This is a genomic window from Colwellia polaris, from assembly GCF_002104515.1.
GTDB lineage: Bacteria > Pseudomonadota > Gammaproteobacteria > Enterobacterales > Alteromonadaceae > Cognaticolwellia > Cognaticolwellia polaris.
Map to the genome: position 1 here is coordinate 38,671 of NZ_NBOE01000010.1, position 18,821 is coordinate 57,491.

General features: G+C 38.5%; 12 protein-coding genes. 8 read left to right on the plus strand and 4 right to left on the minus strand.

The features are described from left to right. The first annotated feature begins 292 nt into the window (after window positions 1-292). From B6A32_RS14540 to B6A32_RS14555, 5 genes are all read left to right on the plus strand, one after another. Window positions 293-1,243, plus strand: coding sequence for a homoserine O-succinyltransferase (locus B6A32_RS14540; RefSeq protein ID WP_085305545.1), 951 nt, complete (start codon window positions 293-295; stop codon window positions 1,241-1,243). Then, window positions 1,236-4,964: a methionine synthase gene (gene metH / locus B6A32_RS14545; RefSeq protein WP_269844048.1), complete on the plus strand. Its 3,729-nt coding sequence runs from the start codon at window positions 1,236-1,238 to the stop codon at window positions 4,962-4,964. Before B6A32_RS14540 ends, metH begins: the two co-directional genes overlap by 8 nt. Window positions 4,965-5,271: 307 nt before the next feature. Continuing rightward, window positions 5,272-6,297: a hypothetical protein gene (locus B6A32_RS14550; RefSeq protein WP_085305360.1), complete on the plus strand. Its 1,026-nt coding sequence runs from the start codon at window positions 5,272-5,274 to the stop codon at window positions 6,295-6,297. A 310-nt stretch (window positions 6,298-6,607) separates the two neighbouring features. Continuing rightward, the gene (locus tag B6A32_RS19225; protein WP_233131438.1) at window positions 6,608-6,805 is read left to right on the plus strand and encodes a DUF3465 domain-containing protein; all 198 of its coding nucleotides are present in this window, start codon (window positions 6,608-6,610) and stop codon (window positions 6,803-6,805) included. Between the two features lie 288 nt (window positions 6,806-7,093). Further along, on the plus strand, window positions 7,094-8,404 hold the full coding sequence (locus B6A32_RS14555) for a hemolysin family protein (protein ID WP_085305362.1): 1,311 nt from the start codon (window positions 7,094-7,096) through the stop codon (window positions 8,402-8,404). A gap of 326 nt (window positions 8,405-8,730) precedes the next feature. On the opposite strand, the gene B6A32_RS14560 is transcribed toward B6A32_RS14555, so the two are convergent. The 3 genes from B6A32_RS14560 to radA form a co-directional block, all read right to left on the minus strand. Next, window positions 8,731-9,237, minus strand: coding sequence for a hypothetical protein (locus tag B6A32_RS14560; protein ID WP_085305364.1), 507 nt, complete (start codon window positions 9,235-9,237; stop codon window positions 8,731-8,733). Window positions 9,238-9,354: 117 nt separating this feature from the next. Next, the gene (locus tag B6A32_RS14565) at window positions 9,355-10,344 is read right to left on the minus strand and encodes an NAD-dependent epimerase/dehydratase family protein (RefSeq protein ID WP_085305366.1); all 990 of its coding nucleotides are present in this window, start codon (window positions 10,342-10,344) and stop codon (window positions 9,355-9,357) included. Window positions 10,345-10,474: 130 nt separating this feature from the next. Then, window positions 10,475-11,863: a DNA repair protein RadA gene (gene radA, locus B6A32_RS14570; protein ID WP_085305368.1), complete on the minus strand. Its 1,389-nt coding sequence runs from the start codon at window positions 11,861-11,863 to the stop codon at window positions 10,475-10,477. 354 nt (window positions 11,864-12,217) lie between these two features. On the opposite strand from radA, the gene B6A32_RS14575 reads away from it, so the two are divergent. The 3 genes from B6A32_RS14575 (at window position 12,218) to B6A32_RS14585 (ending at window position 17,508) form a co-directional block, all read left to right on the plus strand. Then, a complete protein-coding gene (locus B6A32_RS14575; RefSeq protein WP_085305370.1) occupies window positions 12,218-14,665 on the plus strand; it encodes a PilZ domain-containing protein in 2,448 nt (815 codons plus the stop codon). A gap of 296 nt (window positions 14,666-14,961) precedes the next feature. Next, on the plus strand, window positions 14,962-15,345 hold the full coding sequence (locus B6A32_RS14580; protein ID WP_085305372.1) for a hypothetical protein: 384 nt from the start codon (window positions 14,962-14,964) through the stop codon (window positions 15,343-15,345). 105 nt (window positions 15,346-15,450) lie between these two features. After that, complete coding sequence (locus tag B6A32_RS14585; RefSeq protein WP_085305374.1) at window positions 15,451-17,508, plus strand: TonB-dependent receptor plug domain-containing protein; 2,058 nt, start codon at window positions 15,451-15,453, stop codon at window positions 17,506-17,508. 175 nt (window positions 17,509-17,683) lie between these two features. Here B6A32_RS14585 and serB read toward each other — a convergent pair whose 3' ends face one another. After that, on the minus strand, window positions 17,684-18,712 hold the full coding sequence (gene serB, locus B6A32_RS14590; RefSeq protein ID WP_085305376.1) for a phosphoserine phosphatase SerB: 1,029 nt from the start codon (window positions 18,710-18,712) through the stop codon (window positions 17,684-17,686). Between the last annotated feature and the right edge of the window lie 109 nt (window positions 18,713-18,821).

Here is an 18,821-nt window from a genome sequence, read left to right on the forward strand (position 1 = left end):
TAGCGTCTTAGGTACTGAATCGGCTCTGTAAATCCATTTTGCATTTATTGTCCTAATTGACGTCTGAGATTATTACATCGCTATATATTATATAAGAAGGTAGTAGTTTATTAAATTATACTTATTTTAGACGTCTATACGTTTAGAGGTTGACATAGCTAGAAATCCAAGTCACATTATACTGAGATAAAATTAGTAAATATAAAAGCTGTTTCTCAGCGTTATTTTATACTGATTAAGTCCACTTATAATTAATACAGCTATAACGGTTTTCAGATATTAGGTTAGTGCTATGCCCATAAAAATCCCCAATGAATTACCTGCTTTAACGATTTTAGACAAAGAAAATATTTTCGTCATGTCTGAACGTCGTGCCGCCGATCAAGAAATTCGTCCTATGGAAGTGGCAATTCTTAACCTAATGCCGAATAAAATTGAAACCGAAGTGCAAATTCTGCGTATGCTGGCGAATACGCCACTGCAAATAAATGTTGAGTTCGTTCGTATTCATGCAAACGAATCTAAAAATACACCGCAAGCGCATTTAGATAATTTTTATCGCTTATTCGATGATATTAAACACAAACAATATGATGGTTTGCTTATTACAGGTGCACCGCTAGCGTTATTAGATTATCAGCAAGTAACCTTTTGGGATAAAATTTGCGAAGTGTTTGACTGGGCAGAACAAAACGTTACCTCAACCATGTTCTCTTGTTGGGCAGCTCATGCCGCGCTTTATCATCATTATGGTTTGAAGCGACATTTGCGAAAGCAAAAGCTATCAGGTGTTTATCGCCATCGTTGTTTAAAGCCAGATGAACAGCTTACTCGCGGTTTTGATGAAACTTTTAGTGTACCGCACTCTCGTTATGGTTATATCGACAAGGCTGATTATCAGTCACTTGAACATATTGAAATATTAGCTGAATCTGCAGAGGGTGGAGTTTACTTAGCCGCGAGTAAAAATAAACAGCAGGTCTATTTAACTGGCCACCCAGAATACGATGCAAGCACACTCAGCGAAGAATACTTTCGAGATATTGCCGCTGGCGGCGATGTTACAATACCGGTTAATTATTTTACCGATAATGACCCAGAAAAAGAAGCAATTAACATGTGGCGCAGCCATGGCAGCTTACTTTACACCAACTGGTTAAACTACTACGTTTATCAAATTACGCCGTATCAATTAGATGCAGACCATATTAAAGCCATTCACCCAGGAAAATCTCGTGTCTAAGCAATCAAACACTCAATTAAAAACCTCAGTAGTTCAATCAGCTTCTTATGGCTTATTACAAGCGCAGTTAGATAAACGTATTCTTATTTTAGATGGCGCAATGGGTACTATGATCCAAGCGTATAAATTTGAAGAGCAAGACTATCGCGGCGAACAGTTTGCCGACTGGCATAGTGATGTAAAAGGCAATAACGATATGTTAGTGCTAACGCAACCGGAGGTGATTAAAGCCATTCATCGTGAATATTTAGTCGCTGGCGCTGATATTCTTGAAACTAACACCTTTAATGCCACCACCATTGCCATGGCTGATTACGACATGGAAGGTTACAGCGCAGCTATTAACTTAGCGGCAGCGCAATTAGCGCGTGAAGTTGCTGACGAATTTACTGCACAAAACCCTGATAAACCGCGCTTTGTTGCTGGTGTGTTAGGGCCAACAAACCGTACCTGTTCAATATCGCCTGATGTAAACGACCCAGCGTATCGTAATGTCACTTTTGATGAACTTAAAGACGCTTATATTGAATCAACTAATGCTTTGCTTGATGGCGGCAGTGACATTATTTTAATTGAAACTATATTCGATACTTTAAACGCAAAAGCAGCTATTTTTGCTATTGAAACCGTATTTGAAGCACGTGGTGAGCGCTTTCCTGTGATGATTTCAGGTACGATCACCGATGCCTCAGGGCGCACATTGTCGGGCCAAACCACCGAAGCTTTTTATAACTCGCTGCGCCACGCTAAGCCGATTTCATTTGGTTTAAACTGTGCACTTGGTCCGGTTGAGTTACGCCAATATGTTGAAGAATTAAGCCGTATTTCAGACGCGGCTGTGTCTGCTCATCCTAATGCCGGTTTACCTAATGCCTTTGGTGAATATGACTTTACCGTTGAAGACATGGACAAACATGTTGCTGAATGGGCAAACTCTGGCTTTTTAAATATTATTGGCGGCTGTTGTGGCACTACGCCTGATCACATTAAAGGCATGGCTGAAGCCGTGGCTAACATTGCGCCGCGTGAAATTAAGCCGAAAGAAATTGCCTGTCGCTTATCAGGCTTAGAAGCGCTAACCATTAAAGAAGACAGTTTGTTTGTTAACGTGGGTGAACGTACTAATGTGACTGGCTCGGCTATTTTTAAACGCTTAATTACCGAAGAAAACTACGACCAAGCCATTGCTGTTGCCTTGCAACAAGTGGAAAACGGCGCGCAAATTATTGATATCAACATGGACGAAGGCATGTTGGATTCAAAATCCGCCATGGTACGCTTTTTAAACTTAATTGCCGGCGAGCCAGATATTGCTAAAGTGCCGATTATGCTCGACTCGTCTAAATGGGATATTTTAGAAGCCGGCTTAAAGTGCATTCAAGGTAAAGGGGTGGTTAACTCCATTAGCTTAAAAGAAGGCGAAGACAACTTTCGCGAACAAGCCGAATTGCTACGTCGTTATGGTGCAGCGGTTATTATTATGGCGTTTGACGAAAAAGGCCAAGCTGACACTCGCGAGCGTAAATACGAAATATGTAAGCGTGCTTATCAAATTTTGGTGCATGAAATTGGCTTCCCAGCAGAAGATATTATTTTCGACCCGAATATTTTTGCCGTAGCCACCGGTATTGAAGAGCACAACAACTATGCGCGCGACTTTATTGAAGCCGTAGGCGATATTAAGCAAAACTTACCCCATGCGATGATCTCAGGCGGCGTATCTAACGTGTCGTTTTCGTTTCGTGGTAACAACCCGGTACGTGAAGCGATTCATGCGGTATTTCTTTATCATGCAATAAAAAATGGCATGGATATGGGCATAGTTAACGCTGGGCAATTAGCAATTTATTCTGATATTCCTGACAACCTTCGCTTAGCGGTTGAAGATGTTATTCAAAACTCAGACGATGGCGCAACCGAGCGTTTATTAGATATCGCCCAAGAATTTCGCGGCCAAGCCGGTAGCCAAAACAGTAAAGCCGATCTTTCATGGCGTGAATTAGCAGTTAATAAACGCCTAGAATACTCATTGGTGAAAGGCATAAACGAATTCATTATTGAAGATACCGAAGCCGCAAGGTTAGAGGCTAAACGACCTTTAGATGTTATTGAAGGGCCGTTAATGGACGGCATGAATGTCGTTGGCGATTTATTTGGCGCTGGTGAAATGTTTCTGCCGCAAGTGGTAAAATCAGCACGAGTAATGAAACAAGCGGTAGCGCATTTAAACCCGTTTATTGAAGCTGAAAAAACCGAAGTTAAATCGAACGGTAAAATATTACTGGCAACCGTAAAAGGCGATGTTCACGACATTGGCAAAAACATTGTTGGTGTAGTACTGCAATGTAATAACTACGAAATTATCGACCTAGGCGTAATGGTGTCGTGTGAAGATATTTTGCGGGTTGCCCGGGAAGAAAAGGTCGATATTATCGGCTTGTCGGGCTTAATTACGCCATCGCTTGACGAAATGGTGCATGTTGCCAAAGAAATGAAGCGACAAAACTTCGAGTTGCCGTTATTAATTGGTGGCGCGACTACTTCAAAAGCACATACTGCGGTAAAAATAGCGCCGCAGTATGATCATCCTGTAGTGTATGTACCTAATGCATCGCGCTCAGTATCGGTTGTTAGTACGCTACTTTCAGACGAGCACAGAGACGCTTTTGTTGAACGCCAAAATGCTGAATACGTAAAAGTGCGCGAACGTCATTATAAAAAAGGCCCACGCTCAAGTTTAATTTCATTAAAAGACGCTCGCGCCAATGCCGTGCCAATTACATTTGAGAACTATACGCCAACCGTGCCAAACAAGTTAGGCGTCAGTGTGCTTGATAATATCGATTTAAACATTGTTCGAGGTTATATCGATTGGACGCCATTTTTCATGACTTGGCAGTTATCAGGTAAGTATCCGTTAATTTTGAAACATGAAGTTATCGGCGAAGAAGCAACTAAATTGTTTAATGACGCCAACGCCATGTTAGACGATGTTATCAACAACAAAAAACTAACCGCAAAAGCCGTTTTTGGTTTGTTTCCAGCGAATCGCGAGCAAGACGATTTACAACTTTATACTGATGAAACACGCTCAGAGCCATTAATGAAGCTGCATCAGTTACGCCAACAAAGTAAAAAACCAAGCGGGCAATATAATCGCTGTTTAGCCGATTACGTGGCCGATAAAGCCTCGGGTATTAACGATTATGTTGGCGCATTTGCGGTATCGGCAGGTTTTGGCGTAGAAGATTTAGTCAAAGCCTTTGACGCCGATCACGACGACTACAACAGCATTTTAATTAAAGCCGTAGCCGACCGATTAGCCGAAGCAAGCGCTGAGTATCTACACGAGAAAATCCGTAAAGAATATTGGGGCTACGCACCAGACGAAAACCTAGAGAACGACGATTTAATTCGTGAAAAATACCAGGGCATTCGACCAGCTCCCGGCTATCCTGCTTGCCCAGAACATACCGAAAAAGGCTTGTTGTGGCAGCTGCTTAATGTTGAAGAAAACATTGGTATGGAATTAACCTCAAGCTTTGCCATGTGGCCAGGCGCAGCGGTAAGCGGTTGGTACTTTGCCCACCCAGAATCTAAATACTTCGCGGTAGCCAAAGTAGCGCAAGACCAAGTAGAAAGTTACGCCGCCCGTAAAGAAATGACCATGCCACAAGCTGAACGTTGGCTGTCGGCTAATTTGGATTATGAGCCATCGTAGGTTGTTTTCTAGAAACCTTAGATTTATGGTTTTTGTAATAACAATAGAAAGTGACATAGCTTAAGTGGTTATGTCACTTTTTTTTAATGTGCTTTTTTATATAAATTCCGTGTGTTTCCTGTTTTCTTGACAAGGCAAGTTAATCCGCTTTTTTACATAGGATATTCAACGGACGGTATTAACTTATTGAATGTAAAAGGTTGGTTATGTATATTGATTTGAATAAATATTCATTAGTTGGGTTGTCTTGCTTGTGGACGTGGGATCTGATCTGTCTAATAAGCTATTATGCCTAAAGGATTAAGCAATGGAGTCAATTCCAGCATATAAAGGAAAGCCTACCGTTTATCTTGATCAGAATATTCTAGATTTTTTCACCAAAGAAGGGTTGGGGAAATTTGGTCAGATTTTAATAAACGACTATCAAGTAGTTTATTCAGATGAAACGCTCAAAGAAATTAGACGTTCAAAAGGCTTTGAAGAATGCTTCCTCAAGGTACTTAAAGACCTAAAAGCAAACTATTTGAAATTAATTGTTGAACAGCCTAGTTTTACGATCACAGATAAAGCCTTAATAAGTAATCGTGACCCTTTTGAAGTATACACAGAGTATTGTGACAATGCCGATGATGGTATCGACATGGAACATGCAATGCAACAATGGCTATTCAAATTCTCAGGTGGAAGAAAAGGCGATAGTATTGCAGATATTAACAGCGAACAAGTCTCTGCATTTTCTGAGTTAATGAAATCAATAATGGATAACTCTGACGAATTATCCCCAGAGATTCAAAGTCAGTTGAGTGTTTATACTCAGGAAATGACTACTCAATTTAAAACAGCTTTAGAAAAAACAGAAAGTATGATGATTGAAAATATTGAAGATGATAAAAATTGGGATGGTATTAAAGATTTTCGTTCACAAGTAGGTATTGGTCCCAAACAACTAAATAATATTGAGCCGCCAAATGTACTTATCAAAATTTGGGATACGTTAAAAGAACTCCCAACTTATAGCCAAAAAAATCTTGATGTAGACGGTTTGTTTCAATTAAATAAAAACCCAATTAATCCAGAACAGCCATATTATAAACACCAAAAAATAATCGGTATTTATAATATGTTGAATACTTTGGGGTATTATCCTGACTCAAAAGTTCATAAAGAAAGGAGGTTTATTGCTGCCGTTAGTGATAATAGCCATGCATCTATAGCTTCATTCTGTCATATTTTGATGTCTAATGATGAAAACTTTATTAAAAAAGTTAATGCGGCATACGAATACCTTGAAGTACCAACACTAGCTCAACATGTAGTGTTAAATTATGCATAAGATTAATTTGGACACTTAGATTAATTTGGACACTCACTCTAAATAAAGTATTACAACATTAATAAAAAGGTAATCATTGATTACATTTAGATTAGTGCAATCAACACATATAAGAAAATTAAGCGGGTCTGCTAGAGTTAATTTCAATAACCTTGGCCTCAGCTATTCAGTGTCTAAACCAATGAAAGATATGTTATCTTTTGTCATGCTAGCCTCTGCTTTATATTGTTGATACATATATTATGGCTCTGGTTTGTAAAATTAACCCACGTTCAGAAGCTAGCACTTTTTGGAGGTCATTGTGTCTATAATGCTAGGGAAAATTTGGTGTATGCGTAAACTTTTAATATTTATTTTAGTAGGCTTCACTTTTTTACAGTGGTCAAATTTTTCAAATTCTAGATCTCTTAATGAAGCTTATAAAAATCATAAAAGTAATGTTCAAGTTCAAGGCTCTGGCAAAGTTATTAGTATACTAAGCGATGATAATCAAGGAAGAATTTATTAAGCCACCCATAATAAATTGTTAATGAGCCATAATATCAGGCAAGAGTTTGAATAGTGCCAAGACCTGCGCCTTTAATAGTCACTTTATGACATTATTTTGTACAAAACCAGAAAAAAAATAAAACTAAATATCAATATAACACATTGATTTTTATTTGATAATTTTATTTTTTATTGTTTATGATAAATTTTGTTGCTGTCTAACTAATATTCAATAATAATTGCTCGCTTTTTTTGTAACGTAAGACGATAGTTGGCGCCCAGTCAACTCGGTGAATTGGAGTAAAACATGAGTGATTTATTAGGTATTGCCATATTGATATTATTTGGTGCCTTGTTTGCTATGTCGGAGATTTCCATCGCCGCTGCGCGGAAAATCAAATTAAGAGTTATGGCTGATGAAGGCAATGAAAAGGCCAAAGCTGTTGTTCGCTTGCAAGAGCAGCCCGGAAATTTCTTCGCCATGATCCAAATCGCCCTCAATGCCATCGCTATCCTAGGCGGTATTATTGGTGAACAAACTCTAACGCCTTATACCGCTAAATTAGTGGCGCTGGTGTATACCGGCGCACTGGCAGAACAAATTAGCTTCGTGCTGTCTTTTTTAGCCATTACATCGTTATTTATCTTGTTCGCTGATTTATTGCCGAAACGCATTGCTATGATCATGCCTGAGGCCGTTGCTGTAAAAATCGTTGGTTTGATGAATACAATCACCTACGCGTTAAAGCCATTTGTGATGTTATTTAACAGCATTACGAACCTGATCTTACGTATTTTTAAGGTGCCGACAGTACGTGAAGACGTGGTTACTACCGAAGATATCGTCGCCATGATGGACGCAGGGGCAGAGCACGGCTCGTTGCAACAACAGGAATATCATCTTCTGGGTAATGTGTTCGAACTTGAAGGGCGTACTCTGCCTACTGCGATGACGACACGAGATTCTATCGTTTATTTTGACATTAATGATGACAGCGAAACCATCAGCGCTAAAATCCTAGAACACCCGCATAATAACTTCTTAGTATGTGATGGTCATTTAGAACGCGTTATAGGTTCGGTTGAGTCGAAACAAATATTACGCCAACTGCTTAAGGGCGAATCCGCTCATTTGAAAGACAGTATGATCCAAACTGAACTGTTTTACTTACCGGAAACCTTAACCCTGTCAGAAGCGCTTAACGAGTTTAAAACAGCGCTGCAGCCTTTTGCGATAGTGGTTAACGAATATGGTATGGTCGTTGGTCTAGTGACGTTAAAAGACTTAATGAGTAGTTTTATGGGTAACCTAGTGACGATGCACGGCGAAGAGCAAATTGTTGAACGTGATGCCAACTCTTGGTTAGTTGACGGCGTAACGCCGATAGTCGATTTGATGAAGCTGTTAGAGATAGATATATTTCCCAACGCTAACCAGTATGAAACTCTTGCCGGGTTTTTGATCTATACATTGAAACGTCTACCAAAACGTACTGATTATGTGATCCTCGACGGTTATAAATTTGAAGCCATAGACGTTGATGGTTTCAAAGTCGAGCAGCTTTTAGTTACACGCCTGACAGAGCCTACAGTAATACATACAGGTGACACGAACTGAGCACCCTAAGCTCTCGAAGGATACTTGAATTAAAGTTTACTCAAGTATCCATCACGCAGCAGCAATGTCCTGTGGCACTGCTGCTAAGTAAACAGGCGCATGACGCTATTAAAGCACAGCTTTTCTGCATAATTTTGCCATTAAGTACATAGATTTCACCATCAAAACTGCTCTGAGTCGTCAATCCTTGCCCTGCCAACTCTTTCATGGTTTCTGCGGGGCCAGGTTGGTTGAAATGTCTCAACATACGGGTATGAAGTTGTTGGTTACAATGTTGAGTAACGAAAAAGCTAACTGTTTTTTCTTGTTAATTAGCTTGTATGGTTTTATTGAATTGCTGCAACTTTCCAAACATTTTTCTCTTTTTTCATTAATACAGTTTTAACTGTTCCGTCTGGAAGTTTAGACCTAAAAAATGCCTTAGTTTCTTGTACTAGCTCCTTACTAATATTATCCATACTAGCACGAGCATTTGTTGCCTCATCGGCCAAATTCATCTTAATACAAGTATTAAACATCATTTCTTCATCTGAAATAGATAACAATTTGGTGATTTCAGTTTCTGTAAGTTGACCGTTTGTTTTTTGTTGTTTGTAGTGCTCTTTAGCTACGTCATGCAATTTTTTTAGGTGTGCGCTGTAAGTTAAACTAACCATAAATTTACATGCATAAGTTTCATTAAAAGAAGCATACTCTATTAGTTTATTAGCTCCAGTTACATATGACTCACTTGGCTTCATACCGAGAGTTAACTCCTCATATGAGATATACCTTTCTTCTGCGAGAGATAAAAATGCTATAAAAATAAAAAGCAGAATGGCTAAGTTTTTCATTTTAAGTCGTAATTCCTTGTAAAAAATAACTGAATAGGTGGTAACTTGTCTATTTTCCTCATTACGTGACTTGGGAGGAAATGAGATCTAGCTGCAAATATGTAACTTAGTGCTTTCTTATTTAATATACCCAACTTCAACAAACCAATCATGAGCTTTTTGAATGGCTTCTTTTATTGAGTGGGTGGTCTTAAAGCCAAGTTCTTTTTGTGCTTTAGTGCCATCTAAAAATTGTCCTGAGGACATCACTGCTATGGCCGTATCACTAATTTTAGGTAAATCTGCATTACTATGCTTGTATTTAAAGTACTGAATTTTCGCTATAATTTTTGCAACAAACAAAGGTGTGCTTTTAAGAATTGGGGCTTTACTGACTTTAGCCATTAACGACACTAAATCATCCATAGCGATATTGTTGCCAGTAAATAAATATCTTGCCCCCGGCACACCTTTTTCACAAGCAAGGGTAAGGCCTAAGCCGGCGTCGCCAGCATAAATTAGATTACGGTCGCCTTTTACATAACCCGGTAACGATTGATTCGCTACGCCCACCAGTAATTGCCCCGTAGAAGGGCCATAGTCGTATTCTCCAAAGGTCATTGAAGGAATGCCAATAACGACAGGTAATCCTGCTTTTGCTTTGTTCATTGCTTGCACATCCATGGCCCATTTAGCTTGAATGTAAGGGTTTTTATTAGCAGGTGCCGTTGAGTACTCTAGCGTTTCATTGGCTGGTAAACCTTCAGGATGTTTTTTTAACGCAATAGCAGCGCCCAAATACACTATTTTTTGAAGGTGCTTTTGCTCGCAAGCGTTGTAAAAGCTTTCCATTTTGGCAAGTGAGTTTTTAACTTCCTCTTGCCATGGAATAGGAACCGTTGGATAGGGAGCAGCACAGTTAATTACCGCATCAACATTTGCAAAGGCTTCTCTTAAGGCTTTTTCATCAGATAAATCTGCTATCGCAGAGGTATAAGGTAAGTGTTGGACTTTACTCATATCTGAAGACTCACGATGAACAATGGTTAGCTCATGGCCTCTTGCGACAACGGCTATAGCGGTATGATGTCCAATCATCCCTGTTGCCCCTAATACGGCTATTCTCATTTAACTTCCTTTTATAATATTGAACACCCAAATAATGGGCTACTGTAATTTATATTGCGCTAATATCAATCAAATGGCGCTGAATACGAGTTTTTATAATCAGTAATCATGCCACTCATTTTCTAAAGCGCTACTTAATCAACTCAATTAATTCATGAATAGTTTTAACTGGGGTGATTTTAGCCCCTAAACCTTCCATTGATTTATGATAGTTTCGAAATGGAATAAATATCTCTTGAAAGCCATGTTGGGCGGCTTCTTTTACTCGTGGTACGCCGCTGTCTATTGGGCGCACATCTCCATTTAAACTAAGTTCACCCATAATGCAGGTGGTTCTTGGAATAACAAATTCATTTAAGCTGCTTAGAAGCGCGGTGACTAAGGCAAGATCAATACAGGTTTCTGACTCATCTATTTTTAAGCCGCCAATAATGTTGAAAAAGGTATCGTGATAAATTTTTGTTTTGGTGTGTTTACGCAAAATACCGGTTAACATTTTTATGCGATTCATATTCAAGCCAACACAAACACGTTGTGGAAACTCAGCCTCAGTTTCAGTGGTTAAACACTGAATTTCGAGCAATAAGTTACGGTTACCTTTGCGAATACACGTTATGGCAGAGCCTGGGGATTCAGTGCTTGAGCCCGATAAAAATATCTCACTTGGGTTATCAACACTGAGCATGCCGCGCTCACACATTTTGAAAATACCAACGGTATCAATATCACCAAAGCGGTTTTTATTAGCGCGTAAGGTACGTATTTGGCCGTCGTTAGTGTCAATGTGGAGCAGGGCATCAACAATGTGTACTAAAGTTTGTGGGCCAGCAATTTCGTTGTTTTTATTCACATGGGCAATTAAAAACATAGTAACGTTATTTTGTTTACAGTATTGGGTTAATGCTTGCGCCGCGCCTTTAACTTGTGAAGGTGAGCCTGGGCTACCATTGGCATTGTCGGTAACTACCGCTTGAATGGAGTCAATTACCGCGAACTTGATTTTCTTTTGCTCTAGCTCTTCAATAATCGCTTCAACACTGGTTTCAGATAATAAATATAATTCTTCAGGATTATAATCAAGCTTTAAGCGCTGCACTCTGTTTTTAAACTGCGACAGCGACTCTTCTGCGGTACAGTAAAGCGACGGCATTAATTGTGACATGCGAGCCACTAAATCCGAAAGTAGGGTGGTTTTACCTGCACCCGGATCCCCTGAAATAATATTGACAGAGCCGGTGGTAACGCCGCCACATAATACGCGGTCAAGCTCGCCTATGCCGGTTAACTGCTTTTCAGCCTCGGTGGTTTCAACATCGTTTATTTTCTTTGAACCGCCACCCGTGCCGCCTGCATAACCAGCAGATACCGTACGACTTTTGGTGGCACTTTTACTTTGATTTGGCGAGATTTTCATTTCTGCCAAGGTATTCCATGCGCCGCATCGACACTGACCTTGCCAACGCGGGTAGTTCATGCCGCAATCGGTACAAACGAATTCTATTTTTGCTAACTTTGCCATTTGGCTGCCTATTTCTTAAATTATTTTCTTTCTGATTTAAGGTAGTCAAAATGATGACAATACCATTTATTAATCAATAACGACTTTTTGTATTGCGTGTAAAATTTATTTTTCACTTTGTAATTAATAACTTAAAAGCTTTTTGTTATACTTTTAGGTATTAAGTTTATATTTATTGTTTCTCGGCTTCTATAATAATTTAAAAGGTATGGTTATTGCTTTAAAACAGTTAAATATAAACGAGTTACTTTTCAATATTGTGCACAGCGGGTAGTGAATATTTACTACAAGCCGCATATACTAGCGCAATATTTGATGAGTAGTTTTCTTTATTGTAAAGATATTGAAGTGTAAATGAATAAAGATTTTTCAAAATACCAAAAAATTATTACTGAACTTAGCGGCCAAGTCTTAAATAATGACTTTGAAGCTAGGTTTAATGCTGTCACAAAAGATATTCCTAAAACTGAGCGTTTTCTTTTAAAAATGGAAATAAAGCGTTTAGCTACACCTTGTAGTCGTTTGATTGATTTAAGAGGCTATGTTGATGGAGAGTGCAAATCCTTTGAGCATGAAGGCAGAGTTCACTACCTAGACAGTTTGGCTATTTCGGTGTTTACCTCCGCATTTTCTCGCTACGGTGCTTATACTTTAGGCGTCTACGAAGAAGTTATGAATACAGAGAATAACTTTCGAGTTATCTATCAAAAAGAAAAAACGAATACGGCAAAAAGCCAACCTGCCGATAATAATAAGATATTTGAAAAGTCGCAATTTCCAGCCAAATTTCATCGTTTTGGCGCATATCATGATCGTAATGAAGAACGAATGAATTTTGTTATTTCGATTAAGGTCATGCTAGATACAACAAACGAATTTAAATGCTCAACCTCGGATATGAGTGTACATGGCTGTAAGTTCAGAATTAACGACTCTAGCGCCATCGAAATAGGGCAAAAAATTACGCTGCGTTTTATCGGCTTAGAAGAACAACATCAACTTACTGAAGACAGCGAATTTCTCTACGAAGTTAAAAATGTAACTGTTTTAGATAATATGCAGCTCGTTGGCGTGCAAAGAATTATCGAAGATAGAACAGAGTCAGAAAACTTTACAAAATATTTAATGAGTTTTATTCGAACGAATAAGCGTCGTTATAAAATTAATTTAGACAATACCATTCGGGCTTTGCAAACACGTAGTTTTGAACAGTTTGTTTTACCAAAGTCAAATGAACTACCTGTTTTTATAGAAAAGAATGTAAATGTATTATCGCCAAAATATGCACTTACTTGTAATAACAATCAAAATTTATATCAGTATTGGCAAGACGAAAAACGCTACTCAACACTTTACTGCTTACTTTCTCCTGAGCGCATCGTGAGACTAAAAAAATTAGCCTTGAGAAAAAAATCTTTATTGGTTTTTAGCTTTATTCATCGTAGCCAAGGTAAGTTTTATTTTTATACCGCTGATGAGTTACAACTGAGTGAAGACCCAGAGTTTATGTTGCAATTTTTAGGTTTTGCGGCAAATAAAGAAAACTTTTTAGTTACCCAGTTAAATTTAGTCGATATAGCGCCTGACCGTGCAGAGTCACATTTTACTTTAGCCAATAGCACCACTAAACAAAACGAATACTTAAATGCTCCCATACCTGAAGACATTAGCGCCTTAATAAGCCAAACACCTTATATGGTTGTTGTAAAAGATGTAACGCATGCCGACAGCACTATAGCTTATCAGTCGCTCTCTTATGAAGGCGTTAATACGGTAAAACTAAAAAGGTTTGGACATAAACGTTTAAGTAAACCTTTTAGTGTTGATGAAGTGGGTATTAATTATAGAAATAAACGACAAGAGTTGCGTTTTACTTATAAAACCCCTGCTAATGTAAACATAAATGGTGTTACTTCAAAGGGCGTTTCAATCAACTTTTCTACTTCTGGTTTAAAAGTTGAATTAGAACAAAGTACAAGTTTAATTGTTGGTGATATTGTTTATTTAGCACTTCCTAAGTTGCAAAAAATAACCTCAAGCTTTGATTTAAGCGCTTTGCCTTATGAAGTCATGCGGATTAATCGCGCTAAAACTACTGTTAATTTACGTGTTTTTGTTGAAAAACATCAGCATATTGGCCGTAAGTTTTTTAAAGCTCTAATTGATAAGAACCGTGATAAATTAACCTCAGATGAGTATGTAATGGCCAGCCCAGGCTTAGCTAAAGCATTAAGAAATATTTACAGTGCAAGCTCTACTATTCCGGCCTTGGTAATACAAACAAGTGGTAGTCGTTATAAAACAGAAGTTATTGCTAGTGGCGACTCTAGTAGTAAATTTATGGCTGAAATGGCGCAATTGAGCGAACGTAAATCTCATTATAATTTATACCCTATATTGGGTCATGCCGGGTTTATGGCGAGTTTGACCGCTAAACTCAAAAAAATGCAACAAAGTGAAACTGCCAGTAATGAAATACTTTATATTGCGATAGACCCAAGTATTGAACTGGTAGAAAAAGCCGTAAAAATAAAACTCTCGACTGAACTTAATACCGAAGCGTTAAAACAAAGGTTTATTCATCAAGCATTGAAAAGCGGACAATTCTTTTGCGTGATGGTAAAACTTTCGCGCGCAGCGGAGCCTGATATGAGTCACCTTCACCCTGAGCTTAATTATATTAGTGGTTATGCCATTCACCGTGGTAAACAGATAGAGCAAGAAATATGGAGTGTTGCAGGCATAGCGCAAATTTTCGATATAACTCAAGAAGTGGTTTTTCGTTATAGGTTAATGCGATAACAATTAAGGGTGTTGTAATTAATGCGAGGGTAAGTTTATATTACGGCCTTTTACCTTAAAGTACATATAATGCAGTAATGACTTTCATTAAAATTGGCCGCTAGTTTTAACCGTTAATTTTTAGGGCTTATACCAATTGAAATAAATAATCGATCATTTTAGGCGGTTTAAATCGTCAATAATTTATTACATTTGATATTAGTTTTTAGCATTTATTTTCAAAAGCTTATAAGAGTTTATTCACATATAGAAAATATAAACTTATAATGTAGCCTCGATAGTAAGCAGAGTTTTTTATGATCAAAGCAATTTCACGAGTTTTATTTACAGCGTTTATGCTTATTGCCTTTGTTGGTCAAGCAATTGCTTTTAATAGCGCTATGTCTTGTGAAACATCAGAAAATACTACTTCTGCATCTGCTCATACAAATAGTGCACAAGCGCAACATAAAAGCTCAGCGGCATCAGACTCAAAAAGCTCAGAAGATTGCTGTGGAATTGACTGTTGTGATCTCGATTGTAACTGCATTGCTAATGCGTGTTCATCATTCATGTATGTTGAAACTGAAGGTTATGCGGCTAAAAATTTTTCATTAAATGAAGCGGTTAGGTTACCACTGGCAAACCAGCCAAAAACCATGACGAGTTTACTTTATCGCCCCCCCATTTTTACCTCGTAAATACTTATCCTACTAGCTATATAACAGCTATATACAACTTAAAAAAACAGTAAGTTAATTCACAGTATTGTGCTGATTAACTGCTAAGTATTACCTGAGGTTAACATGTTTGAAAAGTCATTAATTACACCCGCAGCATTACTGTTAATACCTGCTTTTGCCTGCGCAGATGAAAAAAACAATGAACATAAGCATGAGCATAAAACTGAGCAAACTAGTGCTCATAACAATGTTCAGAATAAAGAACACGACCAGCATGATAAAGCTGAACATCATGATCATCATGATGCGCCAATTGAAAGAATCCAAGTCAGTGCTTCTCGTTTGGGGCGTATTGTTACTGAGTCGGCAACACGCACTGAAATTATTAGCGGTGAAGAAATACAAGAAAAAGCCCTTATGCGCCCAGGCAATATTTCTATGTTAGTCGCTGAAACAGGTGGTGTAAGAGTACAAAACACTTCGCCAGCTTTAGGTAGCGCTAATATTCGATTGCAAGGTTTGTTTGGTCGTTACACACAACTATTAAGTGACGGTTTACCTTTATATGGTGGCCAAACGGCTTCAATTGGTTTGTTACAAATTCCACCCACAGACCTTGCCAATGTTGAAATAATTAAAGGCTCTGCTTCTTCTCTTTATGGCGGCTCAGCACTTGGCGGGGTAATTAACTTAATATCGAGAACGCCTTCGAATGAATATGAAGGTGAGGTATTGGTCAATGCTACTTCAAAAAATGGCCAAGATATTACCTCGTATTTTGCATCACCATTAACTGATAGTTTAAGCGCATCAGTAACTACCGGAATTCATCACCAAGAAGAGCAAGATTTCGATGACGATGGCTGGATTGATTTAGCTGGGTATGAACGAGGCAGTATTCGCCCTCGGCTTTATTGGCAAAACGACAGTGGTGCAAACTTATACTTAACCTTAGGTGTAATGAAAGAGCAAAGAGATGGTGGTACTTTAGATGGTGTTGAGCTAAGCGATGGCAATGAATTTCCGCTGACTCAGAACACGCTAAGAACCGATATTGGTTTTATTTATGACCAACCTCTGGGCGAGGTATTAAATTTAAATTGGCGTGGCTCAGCAATGAATCAAGACCACGAGCATCAGTATGGTGCTGTGCTCGAAGATGATAGTCACGAAAGCTACTTAATTGAGACTAGTTTATCGGGGTATTCAGACAAAACAGCATGGTTGGTCGGCTTGGCGTTACAATCTGAAAAGTTCGCTTCTGATACCTTTGCTGAATTTGATTATTCTTATCAAGTACCAGGTTTGTTTTCGCAACTCGATTATGAAGCAAGTGATGTTGTTTCAATGTCATTCAGTGCTCGTACTGACTGGCACAGTGAATATGGCACACAAGTAAGTCCGCGTATTTCAGTGTTATATAGCCCCGAAAACTGGACGTTTAGAGGCGCATACGGGCAGGGCTTTTTCGCGCCTAGCCCATTTATTGAAGATCTTGATGAAACCGGATTATCGCGCCTCGAATCACTAGAAAAACTTGAAGAGGAGCAAGCATCTACAGCTTCTTTAGATATTAGTTATGTGATGGATGGTTTAGAAACTAGCCTGACATTATTTTCTTCAACAATTGATAATGTTACAGAGTTAGAAGTTATTGACGCCGCGGAGCAAGTTTCTGGTAAACAAGTTCGTATTGTTAATGCTATTGGTGAAAGTGAAATAAGCGGTGCTGAAGTATTGCTGCGTTATCGCTGGCGAGATATTAAGTTTACTGGCAGTTATTTATATACCGATGCGACGAAAGAAAGTAACGAAGGTTTTAATCGAGTACCTTTAGCATTAACACCTCAACACTCGGCAGGCCTAGTGGTTATGTGGGAAGAACACGGCAGTCATTTGCTAGGCTTTGAAGCCTACTATACCGGCACACAACAGCTTGAAAACAACCCATATCGTGAGCGAAGCGAAGCTTATTGGCATTTAGGTTTGTTAGGTCAAATAACGGTGGGTAAAGTTAGCTTCTTTGTTAATGCTGAAAACCTGCTTAATGTGCGACAAACTAAAGAAGATTCTTTGTTGTTACCTGAACAAGCACCTAGCGGCAGATGGACAACTGATATTTGGTCAAGAAATGATGGCTTTACCGTTAACGCAGGCTTTCGGTTTCAATTTGGTGATTAACCCGTTAACTGTTTAGTTAAGAGTTGAAATAAGACTATAGCTATTGCAGCGTTGGTTAACAAGTTAGGCTAAAATGTTAAAGCAAGGCTCTGTGCATTTTAGCTTATAACCTAAAACCTAAAACTTAATGAGTAGCTACAATAAGTGGCTACTGCTGTTTTCTTATTTATATGCCTTACTTAAGCCAATGTAATAAACAGTCTAAACCTGATTTAGTAATACAAGCGTCTGCTTGAGCGAGCACTAATGGTTTTGCATGAAAGGCGACACCTAAATGTGCTGCTGCCATCATCACTAAATCGTTAGCGCCATCGCCCATGGCAACAGTTTGCGTTGGCGCAATGTTAAACTCGCTAGTGAGTTGCACTAAGGTATCTGCTTTAGCTTGTGCGTCAATTACATTGCCTAAAACTTTACCGGTTAGTTTGTTGTCTTTTATTTCCAACACGTTAGCTACAGCGGCATCAAGTGATAGCATGTTTTTTAAATGATCGGCAAAATAGGTAAAGCCACCTGAAGCAATAGCAACACGCCATTGATGTTGTTTTAATGCAGTAACTAAAGTCTCTAAACCTTCCATAAGCGGAATGTTATCTGCAACTTGCGCTAAAATATCTTCTGATGAGTTTTGCAATTTCCCCACCCGTTGATGCAAACTTTGGCTAAAATCTAATTCGCCTTGCATGGCGAGTTCAGTTACCGCAGCAACTTCTTCACCAACACCCGCTAGCGCAGCTATTTCATCGATGCACTCAATTTTAATGGTGGTTGAATCCATATCCATCACTAACAAACCGGGTGTAGAAAGTGTTGGTGCGTTTATTAATAATGCTGCTTCAATTTTTGCTGCAATATTAAAAGCAGATAAACGGTTTCTCGCCTGTTTTATGTCATTGGTTTTTACACTAAAGCGATAGCTTGTGGCGTTATTTCGTTGATTAATTGCGTGCAAACTATTTAAGCTTATTTCACACTCGTTAAGTAAATTAACTAAGTTGACTAGGCTTATATCATTAAAAACAACCAATTCAATTAATTCTGATAAGTTACTGTCTGCTGTTATTTCATTTGCATCATTTAAGATAAAAGCTTGCTGTGCTTGATCAAACTCAATTGCCATTTCGTTACTGACTGAGTCAGCAGGTAACCATTGTGCTAAGTTTAAGTGTTGGATATCGTTCAAAGGAATAATTTTTTGTTGCATTGTCACGGAAATACCTTATTTGAAAAACACGCTTTTAAACGATTATCCTAGTATAAAATGTTTAAATTTAGTTCTATACTGTCATTATAAAAATGTAGGAAAAAATTCG